The sequence below is a fragment of the Nonomuraea terrae genome (assembly GCF_044465245.1).
Classification (GTDB): domain Bacteria; phylum Actinomycetota; class Actinomycetes; order Streptosporangiales; family Streptosporangiaceae; genus Nonomuraea; species Nonomuraea terrae.
Window position 1 is genome coordinate 644,098 of record NZ_JBITLL010000002.1, and the last position, 24,585, is coordinate 668,682.

The 24,585-nt window shown below is 67.2% G+C and carries 14 protein-coding genes; 5 read left to right on the plus strand and 9 right to left on the minus strand.

Annotation, left to right across the window (positions count from 1 at the left end):
* Positions 1-125: 125 nt before the first annotated feature.
* The 3 genes from ACIBP6_RS09365 to ACIBP6_RS09375 form a co-directional block, all read right to left on the minus strand.
* Positions 126-3,377 (minus strand): AAA domain-containing protein, encoded by a 3,252-nt coding sequence (locus tag ACIBP6_RS09365; protein ID WP_397050413.1) that lies wholly within the window; start codon positions 3,375-3,377, stop codon positions 126-128.
* 374 nt (positions 3,378-3,751) lie between these two features.
* A complete protein-coding gene (locus ACIBP6_RS09370; RefSeq protein WP_397050415.1) occupies positions 3,752-3,940 on the minus strand; it encodes a hypothetical protein in 189 nt (62 codons plus the stop codon).
* 550 nt (positions 3,941-4,490) lie between these two features.
* Positions 4,491-8,408, minus strand: coding sequence for a DUF4365 domain-containing protein (locus ACIBP6_RS09375; RefSeq protein ID WP_397050417.1), 3,918 nt, complete (start codon positions 8,406-8,408; stop codon positions 4,491-4,493).
* Positions 8,409-8,604: 196 nt separating this feature from the next.
* Here ACIBP6_RS09375 and ACIBP6_RS09380 point away from each other — a divergent pair, with 196 nt between their 5' ends.
* Together ACIBP6_RS09380 and ACIBP6_RS09385 are read left to right on the plus strand one after the other, a co-directional pair.
* Positions 8,605-9,687, plus strand: a complete 1,083-nt coding sequence (locus tag ACIBP6_RS09380) for an ImmA/IrrE family metallo-endopeptidase (RefSeq protein ID WP_397050419.1) — start codon at positions 8,605-8,607, stop codon at positions 9,685-9,687.
* Positions 9,688-9,715: 28 nt separating this feature from the next.
* On the plus strand, positions 9,716-10,900 hold the full coding sequence (locus ACIBP6_RS09385; protein WP_397050421.1) for a hypothetical protein: 1,185 nt from the start codon (positions 9,716-9,718) through the stop codon (positions 10,898-10,900).
* On the opposite strand, the gene ACIBP6_RS09390 is transcribed toward ACIBP6_RS09385, so the two are convergent.
* Positions 10,878-11,504: a hypothetical protein gene (locus ACIBP6_RS09390; protein ID WP_397050423.1), complete on the minus strand. Its 627-nt coding sequence runs from the start codon at positions 11,502-11,504 to the stop codon at positions 10,878-10,880. The genes ACIBP6_RS09385 and ACIBP6_RS09390 overlap by 23 nt on opposite strands.
* Positions 11,501-11,824, minus strand: a complete 324-nt coding sequence (locus ACIBP6_RS09395; protein WP_397050425.1) for a hypothetical protein — start codon at positions 11,822-11,824, stop codon at positions 11,501-11,503. Before ACIBP6_RS09395 ends, ACIBP6_RS09390 begins: the two co-directional genes overlap by 4 nt.
* A gap of 486 nt (positions 11,825-12,310) precedes the next feature.
* Here ACIBP6_RS09395 and ACIBP6_RS09400 point away from each other — a divergent pair, with 486 nt between their 5' ends.
* Both ACIBP6_RS09400 and ACIBP6_RS09405 read left to right on the plus strand, forming a co-directional pair.
* Positions 12,311-14,149, plus strand: coding sequence for an ATP-dependent nuclease (locus ACIBP6_RS09400; protein WP_397050427.1), 1,839 nt, complete (start codon positions 12,311-12,313; stop codon positions 14,147-14,149).
* Positions 14,146-15,903 (plus strand): UvrD-helicase domain-containing protein, encoded by a 1,758-nt coding sequence (locus ACIBP6_RS09405; RefSeq protein ID WP_397050429.1) that lies wholly within the window; start codon positions 14,146-14,148, stop codon positions 15,901-15,903. Before ACIBP6_RS09400 ends, ACIBP6_RS09405 begins: the two co-directional genes overlap by 4 nt.
* Positions 15,904-15,930: 27 nt before the next feature.
* Here the strand turns inward: ACIBP6_RS09405 and ACIBP6_RS09410 are convergent, their stop codons facing one another.
* The 4 genes from ACIBP6_RS09410 to ligA (ACIBP6_RS09425) all read right to left on the minus strand — a co-directional run bounded on the left by ACIBP6_RS09410 (position 15,931) and on the right by ligA (ACIBP6_RS09425) (position 22,185).
* Positions 15,931-17,553 (minus strand): AbiJ-related protein, encoded by a 1,623-nt coding sequence (locus ACIBP6_RS09410; protein ID WP_397050431.1) that lies wholly within the window; start codon positions 17,551-17,553, stop codon positions 15,931-15,933.
* Between the two features lie 248 nt (positions 17,554-17,801).
* Positions 17,802-19,250, minus strand: a complete 1,449-nt coding sequence (locus ACIBP6_RS09415) for a hypothetical protein (protein ID WP_397050433.1) — start codon at positions 19,248-19,250, stop codon at positions 17,802-17,804.
* A 90-nt stretch (positions 19,251-19,340) separates the two neighbouring features.
* Positions 19,341-19,751, minus strand: a complete 411-nt coding sequence (locus ACIBP6_RS09420) for a hypothetical protein (RefSeq protein ID WP_397050435.1) — start codon at positions 19,749-19,751, stop codon at positions 19,341-19,343.
* A 304-nt stretch (positions 19,752-20,055) separates the two neighbouring features.
* On the minus strand, positions 20,056-22,185 hold the full coding sequence (gene ligA / locus ACIBP6_RS09425; RefSeq protein WP_397050436.1) for an NAD-dependent DNA ligase LigA: 2,130 nt from the start codon (positions 22,183-22,185) through the stop codon (positions 20,056-20,058).
* Between the two features lie 354 nt (positions 22,186-22,539).
* Between ligA (ACIBP6_RS09425) and ligA (ACIBP6_RS09430) the strand changes: the two genes are divergently transcribed.
* A complete protein-coding gene (gene ligA, locus ACIBP6_RS09430) occupies positions 22,540-23,895 on the plus strand; it encodes an NAD-dependent DNA ligase LigA (RefSeq protein ID WP_397050438.1) in 1,356 nt (451 codons plus the stop codon).
* Positions 23,896-24,585 lie beyond the last annotated feature (690 nt).

Genomic DNA, 24,585 nt, shown 5'->3' on the forward strand with positions numbered 1-24,585 from the left:
CCCCTCACCGTCAGGGCATGACCGGATGCCATGATGAGGATCGTTCACCATCACGTCATCTGGCTATCGGGCTGAATGCCTGACTCTTCTGCCGGTAGGTGAAGACAACTGTCACCATTTGCCGATCACCGCCGCGGCCGCCGGGGTGCCCGCCGTTGATTCCGCCCGCCGTCGATGTCCGGGAACGCCGTCTGGGGATGACGACAGGGTGGCGGGCAGAGCCAATGCAGGCGCCGTTTCGCTCCGCTGCCGCGCAGGGCGGCTTCGCGCTGCTGGGAGCAGGTCGGGCAGATCGGGGGCCGCGCGAACTCGTCGGCACGCTCGTGCCGCAGGATGTGGGCGGCGAAGTGCCGGCTGCGCATTACGGCCATGACTTCGCGCCGCCCGCCGACCCGCTGGTGGGAGAGCATGTTCATACTGCCGATAAAGGTGAGGCTGCCGTCGATGACGGCGAGCTTTTGATGCTCGTCCCGCAGGAATACCACGTGCTGGACAGCCTGGCGCAGCGCCTCGACGTAGGGTTCGTAGCGTTCCTCCTTCTCGCGCGGCGGCAGCACGACAGCCCGCACAATGACACCGCGCCGCGCGGCTGCCTTCAGCGCGGGCAGGATGTCAAAGACGCGCTGGCCGACCCAGGGGCTCCACATCCACACGCTCTGCTCGGCCGCGTCTATGGCCGCGCACAGCTCAGCAGGAAGGAGCTCCTCGTCGTACAGGCCGGTGACCTTGACGTGGCTGTGCAGCGCTTCCCACACGGTGCGCCGGGCCCCCGAAGGTTCCGGGGCGTGTTCGAGTCCGAGCAGGTCGCGTGCGGAGACGATTGTGACACGGCGTTCCCGGCACAGGTCGCCCAGAATGCGCAGCGGCCCGGACCCGGCACGGGCGACGACCGCACCGGGAGCGATGAGATAGAGCAGTTGGCGAGCCCGGGTCACGGCCACGTTGACGGTACGCCGTGCTCCGGGCATGTTCCGGGCGATCCGGCTCCAGCCATCCTCCACCAGATCCACGATCGCCGTGTCGAATTCCCGACCTTGGAACCGGTAGATAGTGCCCGCCTCGACCCGGGCGTCAACGTCGGTGTCGGTGAACACGTCGGTGATCAGATCGAGCTCGTCACGATACGGCGTGATCACGCCCACCGAGGTCTCGCCCCCGGCGAGATGGTGCTCGGCCAGGGCTCGGGCCAGTAAGGGACCGACCGCCCAGCACGGCGAGCCGCTGTCGCGCCGCACGGACACCAGCTCGGGCGGCAGACCTGAGGTATCGATCAGGACGATCTCGTCGGCGATGGGGCGGCCCACGACCAGGCGTCCGCCGTAGGCGAGCCGGTTGGCCAATTCGTTGATGGCCGGGCCGAACCGGTACTGGGTGCTGAGTGTGACGCATCCGGGCACCGGATGCCGGCCGTCGATCCCGAGGGCGGTGAAGGCGTCGCGTGCCAGCCAGGTCGTCACGTCCGGGCTGTGCGGCTCAGGCAGATCCACGATGGGGCCATTCTGCATGAAGTCGCCCAGCAGGCTGGCGCCGTGCGTGGCCCGGCTGAGGGCGTACAGCACCTCGGCGGGGTAGCACGCCGAGGCCTCATCGATGAGCACGTGGTCGTAGGAGCGCCGGTGTACGGCCGGGCGCATCCGCAGCATGGCGTGCGTCGTTGCCACCACCTGGGCCGAGTTGATGAGTTCCTGCTCGGCGTCGCGCTCGAGCCGCCGCCGCCTGGCCAGGACCTTCTCGTGCTGCTGTTCCAGGAGGATCAGCTGCTGCATTGGCTCGTGTGCGGCTTGTTCGAGTTCACGTAGGCGGGCATGCAGGGTGGGCAGCCCCGTGTCATCGGCGTGCTGGGCCAGCGCCAGGTCCTCCGGGGTGGGCTCCGGCACGTCGGGCAGCGCGTTCAGGGCGTGCTCGGCTCGGCCGAGTGTGGCTTGGGCCTGCTGGTACGAGCGCTGTGCTGTGGCCGCCTGCCGGCGCAGCATGGTGCGTTCGGCATCGTGACGGGCGATCTCGGCCTGCGAGCATGAGGCGGCCTGCTCGCAGGCGGCGATGCGCTGTCGGAGGTCGGGGGCGTATCGGGCCAGCGCGTCGCGGATCTGGCCGAGTCGTTGGCGGCTGTCGGCCAGGGCGCGCTCGGCCTGATCGGCCTCAGTACGTAGCGCTTTCAGCTCCGTTGCGCGGCGCATCCGCTTCCAGCGTGACCACGTCTCCTGCTCGCCCAGCCGGTCCTGCAGATCGCGCAGCGCGTCGTCCTGGCTCGCCAGGCGCAAGCTGGCGCGATCGGCTGTGCGGTGGTAGTCGTCCAGTTCGGTCCGCAGGCGAGCGGCCTCGGCATGCAGGCGCCGGTCGGCTTCCCGTTCCAGCCAGGCCGATTCCGCCTGCCGTACCAGCTCATCGAGCTTTTCGCAGTGTCGGCGCGCCTGGTCGCGGTGTGTCCGCGCCCGCTCGCATCGTTCAAGGTGCTGCTGCTTGTCGGCGGAGGCGGCGATGCGGGCGGTGGCTGCAGCGTGAGCGACGGGATCGAATCCGCGCAGGTGCTCCCCTGCTTCGCGCGCGGCGGCCAGACGTGGATCTGCACGGGTGTCGTCGATGCGGTCGGCGATCGCCAGGCGTTCCCGCTCCACCTGCTCCAGTGAGCCTCGGACCAGCTGAGCCAGAGCGAGTCGTTCATCCTCGGCGACCGCGCGCACCGTGGGCGCTCCGACCCGGACGAACTGGCCGGGCAGCAGATCGGTGGCGAGCTCGGCGGCGCGCTGCAGGGCGTTGTCGACGGCGACGTTCGTCCCCGAGACGAGCAGCACGCTCTTGCCGGCCGCGCGCAGGGCGCGCAGGGCGTGGGCGATGACACGCGTCTTTCCTGTTCCGGGAGGACCCCAGATCGCGTGCAACCCTGCGGCGCAGCAGGCCGAAACCGCCTGATTCTGTTCCGCATTTAGGCCGTGCTCCCGCGTGGGGGGCATGGGCGATAGCCGGCCCGTGGCGAAAGCGGACGTCAAGGGGGACGGCGACAGCTCGCGTAGGTGCTCGGTCAGCGACCGGACGAGCGTGCTGGACGCGGCCTGCTGAACGCACAGCACCATGTTCTCCGTCGGGGCGGATTCCATGACGCGGAGGTAGAGGAGTCCCTGGTCACTGAACGTTTCGAACACCGAGTAGCGGGTGGCATGCCCTTGCCCGCTGGTGAGGAAGACCGCCTCGGCCTTGTCGAGATCGAGCGGCTGGCGCAAAACCACCGTGAACCAGCCGCGGTCTCTGCCGGTCGCCGCATAGGCGGGTCCTACCTGCCGTGGACGGTCGGATGGCCGATCTTCCGCGCAGCTTGCCCACAACTCTTGTACTGCGGTGACAGCTGCGGTGAGCCACGACGGCTTTTGCCCAGAATCCATGATCCTCATCTGCTGCTGAGCGAGGGAGGCGGCTCTCGTCGATCCAGATGCGGCACTCCGCTGCCACAGCGTGACAGACGCCATTCTGCGTGACGGCGCAGGCGAATTCCGGAGAGCGACCAAGGCCCATGACGGATATCACAAACGGAGGTGATTCTTGTGCCGGATTGGACCGACCGGGAACAGGAGGGGCGAGCGGCGTTGCGGACGGTCGCGGCGTGTCTTCTGCCGCATGTCAGCGCGCCATCGGCATTTCGCCTTCGGGATGCGGGGGGCCTGCTAGCGCTTCTTCCTCTTGCTCTGGGAAGATCGCACCGAACAACGAATGCTGGGGTGCTTGAGTCCAGCAGGCAGCGCAACAAGTCAGAAAGAGATCACACGTGTCCCTTGCTGGCGGCATAGGCCAGGAACACGACGATCAATACGGCGATCAGGAAGCCCCAGCCCGAGTTGCCGGATACGGGCCGGTTGTTCGTTCCCCTGTTGCTTCGCATGTGGGAAGGGACGCGCACGACGCGCCCATTGGCAAGACGTCGCTCATGACTGCGGACTTTGTGCTGCATGTAGCTCACCTCCTTCAGGCACACGCAAGTGACGCAGACGACGGACTCTTGCCGTCGCTGCTGCAGCAGAGCAGAAGATCCCGGCAAGGGGAGGCCGTTAAGCGGAGAGCAGGATCTATCGAAAGGCGACACGGGAACTGTCGCGCGATGGCATACGGCCCGCGATCAGAAGGATCTCGCTGCATGCGCAGTCGGGCGTCGAGGAGAAACAATAGCGTAGCCATCAAAGCGCCCGTAGGCGAGTCGTAAAGATTTTCCGCAACCTGCAGGAAGAAATGCGCAGGTTGACCTGAGGCGGAGCAACTGGTGTACCACTGGACTGTTTGTAGCGCAGAAGAGTGCTGAGGTGGTCATGGCCTTTTCCTCATTAGGGGGTGGCCGCGAAAGCTGAAATCGGCAGGGCGATCGCCTTAACGCCACGCACGGGTGGGGCGGCGCACTTCTGTACGCGGCGGGTGCCAGCCCGGACTCCCTTCGAGTGGGGTGAAACAGCCAAGCACCGGCGGCGTTCCGGCTCCGCGGGAAGGTCGAGGTGGACGGGCAGCAGTTCCTACGCCGTTTGGTGCTGATCTTCCTGGCGGGCCTTGGCCAGGGCATAGGCGCTTGCGACGAATTCTTCCGCCTTCCTCGCGATTGCGTCCGCCTCGTTGTCAGGCTGATCCTGCGCCTGGAGAGTTTCCATCAGGACCGCGGTGATGTGGGCGCGCAGCGCCTCAGGGTCATCGGAAGCGCCGGTCGGCGTCGATTCTTCGGTCCAGCCGGCGCGGGCCGCGCCGAGCTCGCGTGCTTGGCGTAGCCCCATTTCGGCGGACAGCACCAGTTCGCTGAGTCCTTGCCGGGTCAGCCCCACCGTTTGTTCGGCGACCAGGCAGGTCAGGCGGGCTGCACGGGCGGGTGCCTCGTGCGGGTGGGCCACCCCGGCGAAGCCGCATACCCCGCACAGCAGCCATCCTGCGACGGCCTGCGGTTCCTGCCGGTGAACCGCATGGATGAGGGTGAGGAAGGTCTCCAGCGTTTCGAGGGGTTCCCGCCAGGCGCTGGGGCGGGCGAAGGGGACGGCTGCGCCGCGCGGCTGCCAGCCGTCGGACTGGGCTTGTCGGCTCAGCAGATCCGGGTGGAGGGGCAGATCGACCACGTAGTCGGCCAGGAAACGGCGGTGGTCATCGTCGGTGGTGTCGGCCAGTCCCTGGTCGTAAAGAACGTGCAGCAACGCCAACGTGCCGAACGTCGGGATATTCGCCCCAGCGGCTATGGCGCGCAGGATGACGTCGTCGCTCCAGAGCGGAGAGCCTGTCTCCAGGGCGAGTTGGACTGCCGCCAGCCAGGCACCTTCGCGCTGCGCAGTGAAGGTCGGGCTCTGTGGCACCAGGTTGGCATCGAGACCGCCGGTCATGAGTTCCGTCGCGAGGGTCAGATCCGCCACCGGGACGATGTCCGTGAGCCCGGCCGCCTTCACCAGTTGCTGCATCCGATCACCCAGATGGTCCCTGTCCTGTGGCGTGAGCTGGGACACGCGCAGGCCGAAGCCGGGTTCGACGCCGATGTTCATCGACGATTTCCGCACCTGCTCGATGGCGGTCGTGGTCATCATGAGGTCGTCGTGGCACGGGGACGGCAGGTGGACCGAGGCGAAGCGCGCACGGAGTGCGGCGAAGCCGGCGACGGTTTGGGTGGCCAGGTACAGCGTGCTGGTGTCGATCACCACGACCTGGTCCAGTGCCGCCTGAACGGCTGTTACCTCGGCGTCGAAGCGTACGGGATCGGCCTCGCCTGCGGGAATGCAGCCGGCCGCCCGCTGCAGCAGCGCCAGTGCATAGGGCCGGTTGAGCTGGCTGGCGAGAAGCCCGAGCGGGATGACGCCGGCCAGGACCTGGGTACGCAGGTGTTGAGCAAGACGGGCGCGCGGCTCCAGCATCCGGCTCAGCGTCTCCGGATCGGTGATGTCGCTCGGATCGATCGGGCGCAGCGGCCCGTCCGGGTTCAGGTGCAGCTGTGTCTCGAGGGCGGCCTGGAGCCGGGCGCCCAGGGCGGAAGGCAGGACGAGTGCGGAGGCCGGAGAAGTGGAGGGTGCGTCGTCCTGTTGAGGAGGTTCACCGGTGGCGAGCAGGATCGCGCTGAGTACCTGGCCCGTGAACTGTGTGTGTTCCGCGAAGCGTTCGACAAGGTCGAGCAGTTCCTGGACGGTATCGGACGACCATCCCGTCCGCGGCAGCACGGCTGCCTTGAGTTGCGCCTGCACCAGGGTGAGCACCGGTGGAAGGAGCGCCCGGTAGGCCCGGAGCGCAAGATCGGGCTGGCGTGCGAACCAGCGCGCGCCGATGAGGCTCCAGGCGTACCCCACCTGCTCGATCGTCAGCGGTCTGGTGCGTGTGCCCGCCTCCAGTACGGTCTCTCCTGGCGCGCCCGGGGTGTCGCTTTCGGTGAGAGCGGCGACAGCATGCTGCTCGACGGCCGTCCAGTCCTGGCGGTTGAAGGCGTCATCCAGGAGTTCGCGGCGTAGCGGCCCCCGTACGGCCTGGGGCAGGCTGGACCGGCTCAGCACCAGCAGGGCCCGGTACCTCCACTCGTCGTGCTGGCCCGGGCGCTGCAGGATTCGCAGCGCCCGCTGCAGGAATTCAACGTCGCCGAAGCGGGCGGCGGCGCGGTCGCACGCGTGCACGGCTTCGGTGTGGCGTTCCAGCTCGACCAGGGATTGCACCAGGGCGGCCGCGCCGGACAGGGATCGATCGGCGAGTTGCCGCAGGCGCATCAGGCCGGCTTGGTGGTGACCGTTGGCGATGTCGGCTCGTGCGTGCAGGGTCGAGGACTCCTCGTCGGTGACGACCTGGCGGGCCAGGAGGTCCTCGAGGCCGGGCAGTGGCCAGACGCCGAGTTCCGCCAGCGACCTGAAGGCGATCATGCGTTCTTCGAGGGCATCGCCATCGGCCAACTCCAAAACTTGGTTCCACAAGGCGATGAGGTCGCTCGGTTCGGCGGCTTGGGCATCGGCGCGGACGGCGTCGAGCACGGCGACGCCGACGGGGCTGCTCACCTTGGCGGCCAGGTCGTCTGCCTGAGGGTGGCCGAGTTGGAGCGCGGCCCGGGCGGCGGCCTGCGCCAGTTGCTCAGCGGCGGCCTCCCGGGCGTTCGCCTGCCCGTGCGGTGCCGGCAGCGCGACGGCGATCGCGGCGTCGAGATCGCTGGTGAGCAGGTGAGCATGGAACAGGACGTAGGCCGCGTGTTCACTTGGCCCGCCCCAGCGGCGCTGCTCGGCACGGGCGCTGTCGGCGAGCTTGCGCGCACGGGAGAGATCGCCCTCGTGCAGCGGGCTCATGCCTTTGCTGGCCCGCTGAGCCAGAGCCCTGGCCAGCGCGATGCGACCGGAGTCGCTCCGGGGAAAGGCGGAGACGAGCTTTTCGAACCAGGCGACGGCCGTGTCAAGATCCTGGTTGGCCATGGCCTGATCGGCGAGAAAACGCAGAGCCGTACCCTCCGCCCGGGCACTGCCGTCTTCGACGGCCTCCATGAGGCTGGCGGGAAGGGCGAGCGGTCCTCTGCCGCCAACCCTTTCGCGCTCGAGCAGGGCGAGGCCGAGGTCGGCCAGGAGCCGGCCGTCCGGCGATGTGGCGGCCTCGGTCAAGATCGCTGTCGCCTGTGCTGGGTCGGACTGGATCAAAGACAGCCCGGCGAAGGCTCGCCACCGCGGCGCCGGCGTGGCTCCCGCGGTCAGGGCACGGTTGAAGCATTCCGCCGCCTGAGGCTCCAGCAAATGCTCATTGGCGTAGTCGGCCACCGACGCCCACAGCTGCCATCCCCATTCATCGTCCGGCCACCACGCGGGAAGTTTCGCCAGAAGGGTGGAGACCGTCTCGGTCGGCGGGCCTGCCTGCAGCAGATCCGCCAGCCGTTCGACGGCACGCGCTGCCACGGTGTCGCTGTCTTGGAGGGCACGGCGCCGGGTACGTGCGAGCCGGTCGCGCGCCTCGCCGGGCAGGCGGTCCAGCCATCGTGCGAACCGCTGCTCGGCCGGGTCGCCGTCCTCGCGCGCCGGGCGCGCCAGGCTGGTGAGCGCCGGCACGCTAGCCTGGTCGATCTGCTGGTCGGCCGGGACGGTCACCTTCCAGTCCTTGCCCGTGGACTCGGCTGTGTCGTGCGAGAGTGACTGCCAGTAGAGCGCTCCAGAGATGGGGTCGTGCAGGACGATCACGACGGGAATGTCGTAGTCGAACCAGTATTGGGCGTGCTCGTCGTTGAAACGGAAGGTCCAGCCATCGCGAGTCGGCTTGTTGAACCAGCTTGTGCCGGACTTGATCTGCGCACCGAGCAGCCGCCCGGCGGTGTGGCCGTTCTCGACGAGCTCGAGGATGGCATCGACCCCGAAGTCGTTGACCGGTTGTTCTCGGCACAGCCAGCCGAGACGTTCGTGGGCGGCCTTGGCAAAGGCGGCCACGCCCGCACGCTCGACGTGTACAGAAGCATCGACCCGCACAGCCACTCCTTCGTGAGCCGGCTTGGATGAAGGGCTCCCACGAGCCAGATCGAACAGCTTAGCGAAGCGGCACAGACACCACCCGCATGACCAAGAGGGCACCGTCGTCCGGCAACGCGATTCCAACGCGCGGAATATTTTGATGCTTTAATCTGAGAGATAGAAGAGCGGTGGATGGCGAGATCAGGGGCGTGGCGTGGCCCAAGAGACGGCGCATGCGGGCATGCTGGCGCTGGCTCGTGAGTCGCGCGGGATGACCCAGACAGCGCTCGCCCACGTCATGTCGGACCTGGCGGGAGAGCCGATCAGCCAGGGCTACGTGAGCAAGGCCGAAGCGGGTCGGCTCGCCGTCGAAGGCGACCGCCTGGTCGTGTACGCACGCGCTCTGGGCTACCCGCCGGCGCTGCTCCAGCTGAACGCCGACCTGACCGGGATCGGCATCGGGCTGGTGCACCACCGCAAGAAGGCCGCACTGGGAGCCCACGCGCTACGCCGCATCCACGCGCAGCTCGCCCTGAGCCGCCTGCAAACTCACCATCTGCTCCGGGCCCAACCTGCCGACCCGACCCTGCACCGCTTCGAGCACATCGCCGTGAACGACCTCGACACCCCCACCGAGGCAGCACAAACCCTGCGCAAGCTGTGGGAGGTTCCCACCGGGCCGATCACCCACCTGATCAGGATGATCGAAGACGCTGGCGGACTGATCCTCGTACGCGATCTCGAAAGCCGTGACCTGGACGCGGTCAGCCAGTGGAACGGAGCCGAGCGCCCGCTGTTCCTGCTGGGCGCGCACGCTCCGGCCGACCGCTTCCGGTTCAGCCTCGCCCATGAGCTCGGGCACGTGATCATGCATCCCGAGCCCGGTGCCACCCCACAGCAAGAACGGCAGGCCGACGAGTTCGCCAGCGAGTTCCTGATGCCCGCCGCCGACATCGGCGGCGAGTTGAGCTCAGGCTTGGATCTGTCCCGTCTGCAGGCACTGAAGCGACGCTGGGGAGTGTCGATGGCCGCCGTGGCCCGTAAGGCGCTCACTCTGGCCGCCATCAGCGAATGGCAGTACCGCAACCTGATGATCGAAATGTCCACGCTCGGCTATCGCACCCACGAACCCGGCGCAATCCCGCGCGAACTCCCGCACGCCGTACCCACCGCCGCGCGACGCCTCGTCGCAGAGCACGGACTTGACCGCGCCGCCGAAATCGCGGGACTGCTCCCTGAGGAGTTTGCCCGCTTGCTGTTGCCCCACCCCGGCTCGCCGGACCCCAACCCCGCCTGACACCGGTTACGTCTCACGAGGTGAGCACATGGACGACCGCACCAGCGCACCATCCCGTACCGTGGCGAGTTCCCTGCTCACCTCGCCGCCCGACCACGGTACGGCCGGGCGCGCCATCACACAGCGCGCCCTAACCTTGGAGCGCGCCAAACTCCTACTCGAAGCGCCCGGTTACCTTCACCCCGACCACGGCGGCCTGGTGGTGTGCGGCACCGGCTGCTCAGCGCGGCTGTACGCGCTGCGGCGAACCTTCGCCGGAGTCCTGGCCGAGGACTGCGCCGCCTACGAAAAAGAAGTCGCCACCACCGACGCGCCGTTCAGCCTGCCGGAGGACGCCCTGTTCGGCGGCGACCTGGACAGCGCGCTGCAGGAGCAGCTCGACAACGGGGCCTCCTTCGCCATCACCCCGACCCGCTACATCAAGGCCGGCGATCCCGCGGCCTTGAAGGCCGTGGTGAAGGCGGCCAAGGCGCTGCGGCGCGACGACGTCGTGGTGACGCTCCCCGTCTCGATCGTTTGGCTCCGGCCGGAGACACGAGCCACCCTGGTGGCCGCGATCCGCGCGATCAACCACCCGGTCGCACTGATCCTCGGCGGACAGTACGACCCGCTCCAGCAGTTCGCGGCCGCGCCGCAGCAGCTTCGGGAACTGCTGGCCGATGTGCCGGGCACCGGGCTGTGGCGTACGGACCTGGCCGGGTTCGACGCGCTGGCCCACGGCGCCGGCTTCGCCGGCATCGGCGCGGGCGGCTCCTTGCGGCACCTCGTCCCCGCCGGGGAACGCGCCGAGACCTCCGGCGGCGGAGCGAACTATCCCTCGGTGCTCATGCCCGAACTGCTGCGCTTCAGCAGCGCCAAGTTCATCGCCGATCTCTACGCCAACACCGCCCCGCCCCGCTGCACCTGTAGCCAGTGCGAGGGCAGGCCGCTGGACGACTTTCTCGGGCTCACGAACCCCGTGAAGGCGGCCGCGCACGCGCACAACAGCGCCACCTGGAACGCCTGGTTGCCCGAGCTGCTGGAGCAGCCCACGCTGACCGACCGGCAGATCTGGTGGCGTGCCCGCTGTAAGCAGGCCGTGAACGCGCACGCCTTGGAGAACACCCGCATCAAGCAGCCCAATCGGCTCAAGCCACCGAAGTCGCTGGAGAAGTGGGCCAGCCTGCCGCTCCGTACTGACAGCCCGGCGGTCACGCCTCCGCCGGCACCATAGTGATCTGCTGGTAGGCCTGCTCCAGAAACAGCCAGTCTGCGGCGGTGCGCCGGCGGCGTCCGAAGGGCGCCGGCGGGACGACCACACACATTTCGCCGTCGGTGTCGACGATCACGCCAATGCCGTAGAAGTCGGCTTCCATCCGCAGCATGTGGAGATCACGCGGCGGCGTGGGCAGCAGCATCGCGCGGGAACAGAACGGCGCGAACCGGCCTGCCCGCTCCAGGCCGACGCGCCAAGATCGGGCCGGCACGACCGCCAGGCGCGCCTCGATCGGCGCAACCGCCAGGCGGGTCACACAGCCCCGGTCCACACGAACCGCACCGTTGGGGAGCAGACTGAGAGAGCCTGGTGCCGCCCGTTCGATAGCCGATAGCGGCAACGGCGCGTTCACCGGCAGATCCAGCAGCATGCGCAGCGCGTCAGGTGAAGTGATGGCCGCCAGCCCGCTGAGCCGCCGCCGCGCGATCTCGGCTTGGTGCGGCTCATAATGCAGCACGGCCGAAGTGCCCTGTAGCACCACGCACGACCTTGAGGCCCGGCCCAGGGCGAGGCCCGGCGCGTCGGCGACGGCCTGAGAGAAAGCCTCCGCAGCACCGGTCACGTCTCCACCTTCTTCTGCTCGCCCATGTCCTTCATATCGGTCCCCGCGATCAGGTCGTAATGCCCCCGCAGGCCCACGACCAACCGCCCCAAGGTCTCCCAGAGGGCCTCGCCGCCTGCTCGGCGATACCAGCGCCGCCGGTCCCGACCGACCTCCGTCACCCTGGTCACGAGCCGCAATGCCAGTAGATCCCGCATCACTGGGTAATACACCGCTGCTTGCACGCCCTGCCGGACGGCCAGCCTTCCAAGGTTCACCTGACCATCCGGTGCGTCGGCGAACGCCTCCAACACCTCCAACCGGTACCGATTGCCGAACATGCAGGCAGAGACTGCGCGTATGTCATTCAGGCCCGCTCCACGCATCCCTCCACCTTAGTGATTAATGAATCCGTAATCCATGAGCACCACGTCCTCTGCTTCCTGCCCTGGCGAGCGGACCAGGCACAAACATCGGCGACGATGCACGAGCGTACGCCTGCGTGGCTGGCCCTGAGCGAACTTTCTGCTATGAACCAACCACGATACGTACGCCGCCTGAAACCGAGAGACGTCGATGACGATCTTGGGCTGGCAGCCTTTCTCGTGCGGCTCACGACCCAGCCTGGAGGCGGAAAACGGCGAATGCGAACCAGAGTGGGGCATTCTCCGCGTACAGCGGAAAGCATCTTGTCCTCAGGTCATGGGATATCCGACCTCTGTGCGCATATCCTTGCGCTTGAGCCACGACTGTATGCCCTAGGCTATTTGTGTATCACCAGAAACAAGATCATCGACGTGTCCTGGTTTGGAAGTGGATAGCCGAAGGTGTACATCTCCGAGATCGAAGTCGAGAATTTTCGCTCCTGCGTTTTCGTACGCGTCCCCCTGCGGAAGGACGTCACGGTCCTGAGCGGCGAAAACAATGCCGGAAAGACCGCGATCATGGATGCGTTCCGGTACCTGACCGAGCCTCTCGACGGGCATCGGCCGACCGGGCTGGACAGTCGCGACACGTTTCGCACGGCGGCCGAAGACGGGCTTCGCCTGAAGGCGTGGCTGGCCGAGATCGCGGTTAGCCAGGCAGGCACCTATATCCAGGGCCTCCTTGAGGGCGTTGCGGAGAATGGGGCACGAACCGCTTCGTGGTCGCTGAAATACACGCCTGCGCCGCTTGCCCGGCGACGTGGCAGAACGCTCTGGTTCGTGGGCGCGAACAGGGAGATCGGCGGTGAGCCGGAGTTTCGTCACGCCGTCCGGCATGTCCACATGCCCGCACTTCGGGACGCCGTCCGGGAACTCGGCGAAGGCGGCAGTACGAGATTGCGTGTCATTCTCGAGGCGTTGCTCGGCAGCAAAGACGCCGTGGCGGAATTCGTGGAGCGCATCCACGGACAGCTGGCACAGGTCACCGAAGACAATGCCCTGATCGACCTGCGTGACCACGTTGTCCAGCCGCTGGGCGAGATCACCGCCGGCGCCCACAGACAACGGACAGAGCTACTTCCCAGCGATTCCAGTCTCTCCTCGATCACCCGGTCGCTGCGTATGATGCTCGGAGACGCGGCGGCCACCGAACTCGATCCCGTGCGCTCCTCCGGACTCGGGTACGCGAACATCCTGTACATCGCGACCGTACTGGCGGAGCTGGAGACGGCCCGGGAGTCCGACCTCACCTTGCTGCTCGTGGAGGAGCCCGAGGCACACCTTCACCCACAGCTCCAGACCCTGCTCCTGCGGTACCTGAAGCGCCGGGCCCAGGAATCGAGGAAACACGAACTCGCCGATCCCACGGCCCCGGCGGGCCATATCCAAGTGATCATCAGTACGCACTCGCCCGTGCTCTCCGCGGCGGTGAGCGTCGAGGACATCGTGGTCATGACACGGCACAAGCGGCAGGAAGGCCAGGAGTGGGAGAGCCGGGCGGTGCCGATCGCCCGGCTCGGCCTGAAGGCGAAACAGGTCCGCGAGCTGGACCGCTACCTCGACATCACGAAGAACACCCTGCTCTATGGGCCACGGGCATTGCTGGTCGAGGGGATGTCCGAAGCGCTGCTGCTCCCAGCGATCGCCGAGCTGGTGCTCGATCCCACGCAGTACGAGAAGCCTGAAGATAGGGAACGTGCCAAAGAGGCCATCGAGCGCTTCCACGGCACCACGCTTGCACTTGTCGACGGAGTCAACTTCAACCCCTATCTCCAGGTACTGATCACGCCCGTCAGCGGCGCGCGCGTGGCACGCAGAGTGGCCGTCATCACCGATACGGACCTACCGCCGGGCGGTGGCGAGCCGAAGCGGATCAAAGAGGCGAGGGATCTGGCGGCCAAGCATGGCATGACCGACTTCGCCGTCTTCGCCGGCGCGCCGACTCTGGAGCCGGAGCTGATGCGAACGGGAAATGAGGAACTGCTCCGCATGGCATTCCTCGAGTGTGCGTCGAGGTCCCAACACCGCTGGGACGGGGTGATGGCAGACGAAGATCGACCAGCGGCCTTCACGGCCTTGTTCGAGCGCGACACAGAAGGAACGAAGATCTCCAAACCCGAGTTCGCGCATGCGCTCGCGGATCTTCTCGTCCCTGGATGCGGGTTCATCGTCCCGCCCTACCTTGCCGCTGCGGTGAAGTTCATCTCGACGCCCGACCCGATGGAGGCCGGCGCCAGATGAGCCCAGAGGACAAGGAGGGAGCGGAAGCTCAGCAGCAGTCGGCCGTCACCGCTCTTGCGCCGCTGTACGTCCCAGCATGCCCAGGCTCGGGCAAGACGCACGTGATCGTCGCCCGCCACCTTACCCACCCCGCCGGCCACTTCCGCCAGGCGCGGGCCCTGATCTCGTTCACGAGGACCGCCCGCAACCAGATGGGAGAACGGTGTCGTGCTGAGGGCCGGGCCGAGCTGGCGGCCTTTCCGAACTTCATCGGGACCATGGACTCCTTCCTGTGGGAGTTCCTCGTGCGCCCGTACCTCTCGGCTGACCGTCAATGGCAACTGGTCGACACGTGGGCGGCGCTTGGCGCCGAGGTCAAGCTCGACCGAACCGTGGCCTTGGCTGAGTTCCCTTTCGTCATCGACCCTGACAACGGCCAGGAACGCATCTCGCAAGAGCGGCTCAGGGAGAACAACCCTGGCCTGATCAACAGCAGCAAATACCCGTGGGGAACGTGGGCGGGCGCTGCCTGGAAGGTCCGTGACCGACTGGTTGATCAGGGATACCTCAGCTGCCATGAGAACCGGCTGTACGCCTTCAGACATCTCACCACTCGCCCGTCCGAGGTACTGGGGCCGCTGAGATCACGCTTCAGCGAGATCATGGTGGACGAGGTCCAGGACTGCTCCGCAGTCGAGATCGCCATTTTGGGGATGCTTCACGACGCCGGAGTGAAGCTCACCCTGGTCGGCGATCCCGACCAGATGATCTACGAATGGCGGGACGCTGACCGCCAGCGCCTGGACGAGTTCACGGCGAAGTTCGACACCAAGATCGAGCTCACGGGCAACAGGCGTAGTACCCCGACCATCTGTGCGCTGGCGGCGACCTTGCGCTCGGGCAGCCGTCCGCCTGACATCTCGGTGGCCGGGCATGACGATGATCTGCCTGTTCTCCTCATGCCTGCCGTCTTCAAGAAGAAGGCCGTTGCCGAGTGCGCAGGTTCGGGAAGCGACGTGCTCGAGGTCTTCTGCGAGCAGGCGACGACCCGTGCTGGCATTCCCCCCGAGAACTGTCTCATCACGGCGCGGAACAGGGACACGCTGCCGATCATGCCGTCGCAGCGCGGCGCGAACCAGATCACCCACCTTGCGAGGGCTTGGGAGTTGGTGAACTCCGGCAGAGGCGCCGCAGCCGACGTTGTGCAGGCCTGCCGTGCCGCTGCCTCGACGCTTCTGAAGTATTGGTATCCCGACATCTCCGGCAGCGTGGAGGCCATCGCCAGAAAGCAGCATCTCCAGGTCCAAGACCTCCTCCGACAGGGCTATGCCTTCCTCGCAGCTCTCACGCAACCGCATGTGCGCTGGAACAACGACATCAACGCGCTGATCAAAAGCTGGCCGCGACCCGCGACCGCTACACCACGAGCCACCAAGGGGCTCTTCAGAGGGGGCCCCGCCAACGTGATGAGCACGGTCGCGGTCGATCCCCGCCCGAGAATCGACATCGTTCACCAGATCAAGGGAGACGCCGCAGATGCCGTTCTGCTCCTGTTGCCGACCTCCGGAGTGGGAGCCCGATGGCGAGACGGCGACCCCGCCTATGACGAAGAACTGCGCATTCTGTATGTGGCCGTGACCCGTGCCCGCCGACTTGTCGGCCTGGCCATGCCGGAGGGAGAAGTGAGCATCGTCCGTACCGTTCTGACGGCTGCTCGGGTTCCTCACCACGTGATCGGCCCGGCCGAGTCACTGAAGCTGGTGAGCGGCCCGTGAGGATTCAGATCCGGACAACCGGTCGGATCAGGGCGTTGTAAAAGGGTGCTTGGCGAGCAGAGTTTCGAAGAAATCCTGAAGCATCGCGGTGACCGCAGCCTCGCTCCTGTTCAGCTCGTGGCCGCCGAACCGGTACACCTCATACCCCTTGAGCCGCAGCGCCCGGTCTTCGGCCGCCATCTTGGAGTAGAGGCGGGGTGAGGCGGCCGCGCCTGCCTGCATGCCGTCGGCGTAGTGCTGCTGGCCATCGACCTCCAAGACGACACGGGTGTTGTGCGGCAGAAGGAGCAGGAAATCCATCCGCTCACGTCCCAGCACGCTGTCTTTGCCGCCTCGCTGCCTACGGGTCTGCGGGTCGTAGTGCAGGTAAACCTGCGGGATGAGGGCGGGACAGCGCACGGTGTCCTCGCGCAGGAGATAGGTCCGGGCGTAGGCGCGGAAGAGAGCCTGCTCGGGTTCGCTCGCCAGGGACTTCCACAGTCGATTGCACAAATCTCGTCCGGCATCGAGATCGGACATCTCGGCCGGCAGGGATTGCCGGTCGCGCCACCAAGACAACAGATCGGCCCAGGTGAGGCCCTCGGGGTGCAGGGGCCGGTCGTAGACCAGGCAGTTGTCGGCATTGCGCTCGATCCGGATGTCGTTGTTCACGGCATCCTCAAGCACGATCTTGGGTTTGGGGCCGTCCGCGGCGAAGATGATGTTCTTCATCGTCCCAGAGACCCCACCGCCGATCCTGTGGCCGGCGAAGAGCGGCGCTCCGCTGATCTGGCCGACCTGGACAAGCTCGTACCCGTCGTGGGCGAGGACGGCGTTGTAGAAGGCGTGCAGATGCCGGACCTCGACCTGCTCAGGACGCACCACTGGGTGCAGGGTTTCGGCCAGGAACCGCAAAAGTCGGCCATCGTGCGCGCCGATGCCGAACCGGTCGTCCCAGTAGATCCAGTCAGAGGGGAAGTCATCGTGGTTGATGCAGTGCTGGATGAGGTCCAGACGAGCGGTGGGATACCGGGGGTCGCGGCTTGGCATCTGGTCCAGGTTGTACAAGCGGTCGAGAAAGGCGACCTCGTCGAGGGTGCCCCACCAGAACAGAGCCGGGCGCTCGACCGAGGCACCTGTCTCCGCCCGCTCATCCATGATCTTCTTGCGGACCGCGTCGAGACCGTCGATGAGCCTGCGGCGGGTGACCTCCGTGATCTGGCCACCAGCGCCATCGCGGTCGGCCTGCTGCGCGGTCTGCAGGTCCTCGATGGTTTCCAGCTGTGTGAGTACCGGCTCGAACAGGCCGGCGAGGTAGGCCCGCCGCTTCGCCCAGCCTCCCGCGTCCGACATTCCCCGGCTCTTCCAGTACTGATGGAAACCGGATTGGTCACGAAATGGTGGGTCGAAGACGATACGCAGACGCCCCAGGACGGCACGCAGGGTCCGCAACGCGCTGGCGATCTCGGAGTTGTCCAGCCGGAGGTTCTTCTGCTCGGTGCCGTAATCCAGCAGTTCGTCCCAGGTCAGACGGGCTAGCGCCGACGCGGCGTCCACGTCGGCGAGGTCCGCTAACGGCCCCTTGCGCAGTTGCTCCACCCGCGCGGAATCGAAGATCGTCCCGCTCGGCGTCTGGCTGAAACCCTTCAGGAAGGAATTACCGGGAAGCATCGCCTCATTATCTCCTGGCCACTTTGGTCTCGGGCCGCGTATTGCTCAGCCGCGCGCCCCAGCACCTGAACCCCTGGGCGATCGCGCGGACAGCCACGTGCCCAACGTGGCTGAGCGACCTGCACGCGGCCAGCCAGCATTCTCACTTGACTACCGCAATCAACGATCCACATGTCAGCCGCTGCTGACGAGTCGAAGATCGGCTGAAGGTGACCGGCGCGCAACGTGATGCGCGATGCGTCGACCTCTCAAAACCAGCCAAGGTTGAGTGCCGTCTCATGCAGGAGATCTTCCGGATTCGGCGCGGCTACCAGTGTCGCCAGTTCCTTGACACGGAGTTCGCGGAACGCGGCGTACTCGTTCGCGAGCTCGGATCCTGTGAGCGCCGATCTCAGCGCAAGCTGGATTTCCCAGGAGGCAAGCAGACCGCTGAACTCTGTGATCGACTCGGCGGCGGCAACGGTGACGGGGCCTCCATGAGTGACGGCGTTGCGTGCTCGGTGGGTCCTCCTGATAAGGATCTCCCAGCGCTTCGCCAGCTTGCTCCGCCACTGCTCGATCGCTGGCTTGGGCGACGCGCTCTTCACCTGCGATCGGAGCCGGCGTCCCATCAGATGGCGCTCTGGGTAAACCGCGATAAGCGCGTGCAGGGCAGCCTTTGTCGTGCGAGGCACCAGGTCGACCTGCAGCAGGTCGTCGAACGCCAGCGTGTCCTTCCTGATGCTGTCCCAGGTTTCCAGCCTGTCGGCCGGCACGCGTTCGATGTCGCTGCCGCCTGCTGCTTCGATGATGGTGCTCGCGAACGTGCTGTTGATGGTGTAGATCAGCCAGGCTGCCTCGAACATGTGCCGCAGGTGGCTATCCCAGTCGGAGTCACCGAGGCGCGTGGCGAGGGTTTCTATCACCTTGACATTCGATATCACCCTGGCCAGGGGTGCCTGTTCCTGGGCCGCCTGCCACCAGTGCAGCAGGTCGATCACTTCACGCAGCCGAACACTGTCTGGAGCAGTGTGGTGCTTCATGTCCTGCCACGATCGACTGATCCCTTCGTGGACGACGGCGCCGAGACGAGAGCTCGTCCGGGGGTGGATCACGTTCTCCGTGGTCACTCGCAGGTGTCCTTCGGCTGAATAGTGCAGGAGCCATGGCTGGGGTTGCCACGCATGACTTCTTCGCACGCTCACGTCCAGGGCGCCGAGGGCAATCCAGGCTTCGATCCGGCGCTGTGCCTCCGCTATGGGGTCCTCGTACAGGCCCTGGGGAAGAAAGACGCGGGCGATGACCGTGTTGGCGCGCTGCTTGGGCAGATGGGCGACGGCCTTTGTGTCATGTTCGGTCCAGTTCTCCACCGTCTCGCCGTACTCGGACGCGGCGTCCTGATCCGAGTCAGGAATCGTGCCCCCGTTGAAGAACGACACACCGTCCATGCGGGCATGATTCGTGAGGCGGAGCCGCGCGTGTTCGTACCCCAGCCAGACGACATGCCATGCCTCCTGCGGAGGCAATTCGAGCACCCGCTCGCACAGGTCGAGGCGGTCCGACTCGGAAAGCCCTGCCTGCTCCCACAGTTGGTGCACGCCAGAGGCAACTGGGCTCTCACCGAGCAGTGCGCGCGCGTTGCTGATGGATGTTGCCAGGTCGTCGAGGACACCGTCCAAGAGGTCAAGGCGATTGCCACCATGGCCGGCGCGGAACATCAGAGCAATGAAGAGGTCACGGCAGAGTGCCACTTGCTCCGCAGAGCTTCTTTCCGCGCTCGCCTTTTTCTCGAGGTCTCGCCACGCGGCTTACAGGACAGGCGGCTGCTCCGTCTTTCTGCGAAGTGCCTCCACTGCTGCAGCGGCGACCTCTTTGGAACTCTTCTCCGCATAGTCCGCTTTTACGTGTACGAGCGCCGCGCGAACTCGACGGACCTCAGGTTCGAGAGCCTTGTAGACTTTTCCGCCAAGTTCATGTTCGGCTGAGTGGGCGAAGTCGCCGATCGCCGACTCCACGGCCGCAGGGTGGTTCGCCTTGTCGAAAACTCGTGGATCTCGCAGCCAGCCCAGCAGTTCGTCAACCGCTGCGGGGAAACCGAGCATGGCGATGGGAGTCCAGCGACGACTCGGTGTCCCGATGGCTTGTCTTAACGCGTCTAGGGATCCGAAGTCCTTCGGGGATCCGCCGGGGTCGACCATTGTGCTTCTCTTCTTTCTCACGGCGAAAGTGAACGACCTATACGCGTTGCCGGGGCGGGCGTTTTCGGACGCTTGCGACGGGCAGAGGGCCGCTCTTGCTGAAAGCCTGGATGAGGCTAACCGGGGTGGTTACCATCCAGTTGGAGAAATGACGCTTCCCGCTCTCGGAGCAGCCTCTCGGCAACTGCCGCCGCCGTTACCGCCTCCTCGCGCTGGTGCTGGGCCACAGCCAGTTCCGCCACGAGCGCGGCACACCTGGCACGCAACCGCTCAGACTCTCCGGCCTGCTGGCATCAGTCGACCCACCCGCCAGCGTTTTCAGGGTCTACAGGAAGGCGGCCACCTGGGCGGCGAAGTCGTCAGGGGTGACGACGCGCACGCCGAGCGTCTCGGCCTTGGCCCGCTTGGAGCCGGCCTTCTCTCCTGCCACCACCACGCTCGTCTTCGCCGACACGCTGGAGGACGCCCGGCCGCCCGCGCGCTCGATGAGCTCGTTGATCTCGTTGCGGGACAGCGCCTCCAGCTTGCCGGTCATCGAACCGGTGACGACGACGGTCAGCCCGGCCAGCGGCCGCTCTGCCGCCTCCACCTCCGCTGCCCTCTCCATCGTCGCCGCCTCTCCGGACTCCGTCGCGCCCGCGCCGTCGGCGTCGGAGGGAGCGGCCGCGAGCGGGGTGGCGCCGGGCTCGGTCATGTTGACCCCGGCCGCGACCAGCTTGTCGATGAGCGGCGCGATCTCGATCAGCTCGGCGACCACGACCGGCGCCTTCTCTGGCCCCATGCCCTCGACCTGCTGGATGGCCTCGGCGTCGGCGGCCCGGATGGCGTCCATGGCGGCGAAGTGGCGGGCGATGCGGCGGCTCATGGAACGGCCGGTGCCGCGCACGCCCAGCGCGCAGAACACCCGGCTGAGCGGCTGGCCTTTGGCCCGCTCGATGGCGGCCAGCAGCTTGGCGGTGCTGGTCTCGCCCATGCGCTCGAGACTGAGCAGCTGCTCGCGAGTCAGCGTGAACAGGTCGGCGAAGTCGGCGATGAAGCCAGCTTCGAGCATCTGCTCGATGCGGCTTTTGGCGAGCCCTTCGATGTCGAGCTGGTCGCGGCCCACGGCGTAGACGATGGAGGCCAGGGCGAGGCAGTCGCGCCCCTGGACGCACCGCCACCGCTCCTGCGACTTGTCGATGTCGCTGCCGCAGTTGGGGCAGACCTCCGGGATCGGGATCGACCGCTCGTCGCCGGTGCGCAGGTGGACGACCGGCGCTTCGACGCGTGGGATCACGTCGCCCGCCTTGTAGACGGTGACGCTGTCGCCGAGCATCAGGCCGCGGCGGGTGATGTCGGCGGCATTGTGGAGGGTGGCGTAGGTGACGACGCTGCCGTCGAGCTCGACCGGCTCCAGCACCGCGCGCGGGGCGATGATGCCGGTGCGGCCGGTGTTCCACTCCACGCCGACCAGCTTGGTGATCTTCTCGGTGGCGGGCAGCTTGTAGGCCACCGCCCAGCGCGGCGCCCGCGAGCTGAACCCCGCCTCGGCCTGGTCGGCCGCCAGGTCGCACTTGATCACGATGCCGTCGATGCCGAACGGCAGCGTCGCGCGGGCCGCGGCGATCTCACCGACGCGCTCCTGCACCCGCTCCAGCGTCTCGGCCACGATGCCGGCCACCGGGGTGGCCGCCGTGGTCTGCACGCCCTGCCCGGCCACCCATTCCATAACCCCGCTGTGCGGCAGCTCGCGCAGGCGCACTGCCAGTTCGGAGTCATCGCCGGAAGGTGGCATTGCCCCATAAGCGAAGAATGTCAGCTCGCAGACGTATGGCCTGTCCTGGGCGCGCAACGTGCCCGCGGCGGCGCTGCGCGGGTTGGCGAAGGTGCTGCCGTCGTGGGCCTGTCGCTTGGCGCACGCTTCCTCGAACTGGGTGGTGGTCATCATGACCTCGCCGCGCAGCTCCACCGTAACAGGCTCGGCCAGCCGGGCAGGCAGGCCGACGATGGTGCCGATGGCGTGCGAGACATCCTCGCCCGCCATCCCGTCGCCGCGCGTGACCAGCTGCGCGAGCCGCCCGTTTCGGTAGCGGGCCGAGATCGCCAGGCCGTCGAGTTTGGGCTCCACGCTCCACGCCGTGACTGGGCGCGCGAGCCGACGCTCCAGCCCCGCCGCCCAGTCGCCAAGCTGGTCAGCGCCGAACACGTTGTCGAGGCTCAGCATGGGCACGGTGTGCGGAATGTCGCCCACCACGGCGCCGCCGGCCACCTTGCCCGTCGGTGAGGACGGCAGCACCGATTCGGGGTGGGCCTCCTCGTACGCCTGGATGCCCCGCACCAGCCGGTCGTAGGCGTCGTCGTCAAGTGTGGAGGTGCCGTCGGCGTAGTAGGCGGCGGCGGAGTCGACGGCGAGTTGGACGGCCTCGGCGTAGGCCGTGTCATCGGCGAGGACGGTAAAGGGGGGCATCTCGGTCATGACACCACAATGCCGGTCGCCACCGACAATTCCGAGCCCAGAGCCCCTTTCGCCGACGATCAGACTGCGGTGCCTCAACGCTGGCCCGGCACGGCGGCTGCGAGGCTGCCCGCGACCTACAGTGGGCCCGAAAAGTCTACTCATGTGCAATTAAGTCCTTCTGGGCGTGGTGACACGGCGCAACAGCATGTCGGCTCGTCACCGAAATCCACATCAAGCTTGAGCGAAGTGAGCGTGTTCGGTGACCCAGAAATGTCATCAGGCTGGGACTGAGACTGATGACATTCGATTGGGACAACCGACGCGACGCAGGTCACGGGCACGAGGGACGTCAGCAGATTTGGGATCCTTCACGTGCGGCTGCGCGAGCTGCCGCACAGCCAGATCATGGAGTGGGTGGCCGGGCAGGGCGTGCAGACCACCGCCGCGACGCCGGTGGCCGGCATCGCCGCCGGGACGCTGGAGCGGGTGCAGGAGCGGGTCGGCGAGATCGCGGCGGCGCGGGCGGAGCTGCCGTTCGGCATCGACGGCATCGTGATCAAGTGCGACCTGGCCGCCGACCAGGCCGAGGCGGGGTTCAGCTCGCGGGCGCCGCGCTGGGCGGTGGCCTACAAACTGCCCGCCACGGAAAAGATCACCAAGCTGCTGGCCGTGGAGTGGAACACCGGCCGCACCGGCGTCATCGCCCCGCGCGCGGTGCTGGAGCCGGTCGAGCTCGACGGCAGCGTCGTCACGTACGCCACGCTCCACAACGTCGCCGACATCACCCGGCGCGGCCTGATGCTGGGCGACAGCGTCACCGTCTACAAGGCGGGCGACGTGATCCCGCGGGTGGAGGCGCCGGTCGTCCACCTGCGCACGGGCGACGAGCAGCCCATCCCGATCCCGGAGGTCTGCCCGTCCTGCGGGGGCGACATCGACGCCTCGCAGGAGCGCTGGCGCTGCGTGCGCGGCCGCGACTGCCGTGCGATCGCCTCCATCGTCTACGCCGCCGGCCGCGACCAGCTCGACATCGAAGGGCTGGCGGAAAACCGCATCAGGCAACTGCTCGACGCCGGGCTGATCGCCGACTTCGCCGACCTGTTCTTCCTGACCCGCGAGCAGCTGCTCGACCTGGAGCGCATGGGCCAGACCAGCGCCGACAACCTGCTCGCCGCTCTCGACCAGGCCCGGTCCCGGCCGCTGAGCAGGGTGTTCGCGGCGCTCGGCGTACGCGGCACCGGCCGCTCGATGAGCCGCCGCATCGCGCGCCACTTCGCCACGATGGACGCCATCCGCGCGGCCGACGCCGAAGCGATCCAGCAGGTCGACGGCATCGGCCCGGAGAAGGCGCCGGTCGTGGTGGCCGAGCTGGCCGAGCTGGCCCCGCTGATCGACAAGCTCGTCCGGGCCGGGGTCACCATGGTGGAGCCGGGCGCGACACCGCCGTCCGCGGAGCAGCCGGCGCAGACGGCGGTCGAGCTGCCGTTGTCGGCCATGTCGGTGGTGGTGACCGGCACGATGACCGGCCCGCTGGCGGCGCTGAGCCGCAACGAGGTCAACGAACTGATCGAACGCGCCGGCGGCAAGGCCTCCTCCAGCGTGTCCGCCAAGACCTCCCTGCTGGTGGCCGGCGAGAAGGCCCGCTCCAAACGAACGAAGGCCGAGTCCCTCGGAGTCCGCATCGTCACCCCGGAGGAGTTCGCCACCCAGGTCAGCGCCTTCCTGTGACGCGTCACCCGCGGACGGATCGGCACCGTCCCCGCTGACGATCGCGGTCCGACCGGTGTGGTCCCTTACCGACCAACCAGGTTCGGGCCTGGGGCCGGCCTGGTCATTCAGGTGGCGCTCATGTCGGCAAGGTGTGGTGCGTGCGCCACGATGAGCCGATGTTCACTTGCCACGCTCCAGAGGGCGCCACCTGGAGCGGCCACGACCCGCGCTTTCGGGGGACCTCCCCCGTACCTGATCGGTGACGGCGACTGGACTGGCCTCCTGATCGGCGCAGGCCGTACCGCCGAACAGGCCTTCTCCGAGGTTGCGGCCTCGCTCGGCGGCTCACGCTACGAGGCTCAACCTCACCGATCCGGCCAACAGGGCCGCTCATGCCCCTCCTTGAGGTACGGGCTGGAGCGGCCGGCGAGTAACTGTTCGGCCGCCGGCAAGGGGGCGATGCCGATCGCTCACACCGTGCCGCGGAGATACCTGCGGCACTTCCCTTGGCGAAACAAGGATGCGGCTGACACACATGTCCGCTGCTGAACACGATCCGCTGCCGTTGGTCGCCTCACACCTGAGTGGTGCACGACTCCTTGTCCCAGGCGACGGTGATCAGCGGGCGACGGCCTTTTCTGCATCGTCGACGGATCCGGCCTTGGCCTCGGATTCGCCTGTCGAGCGGCGGTGGCTGAGCGAGTGCGC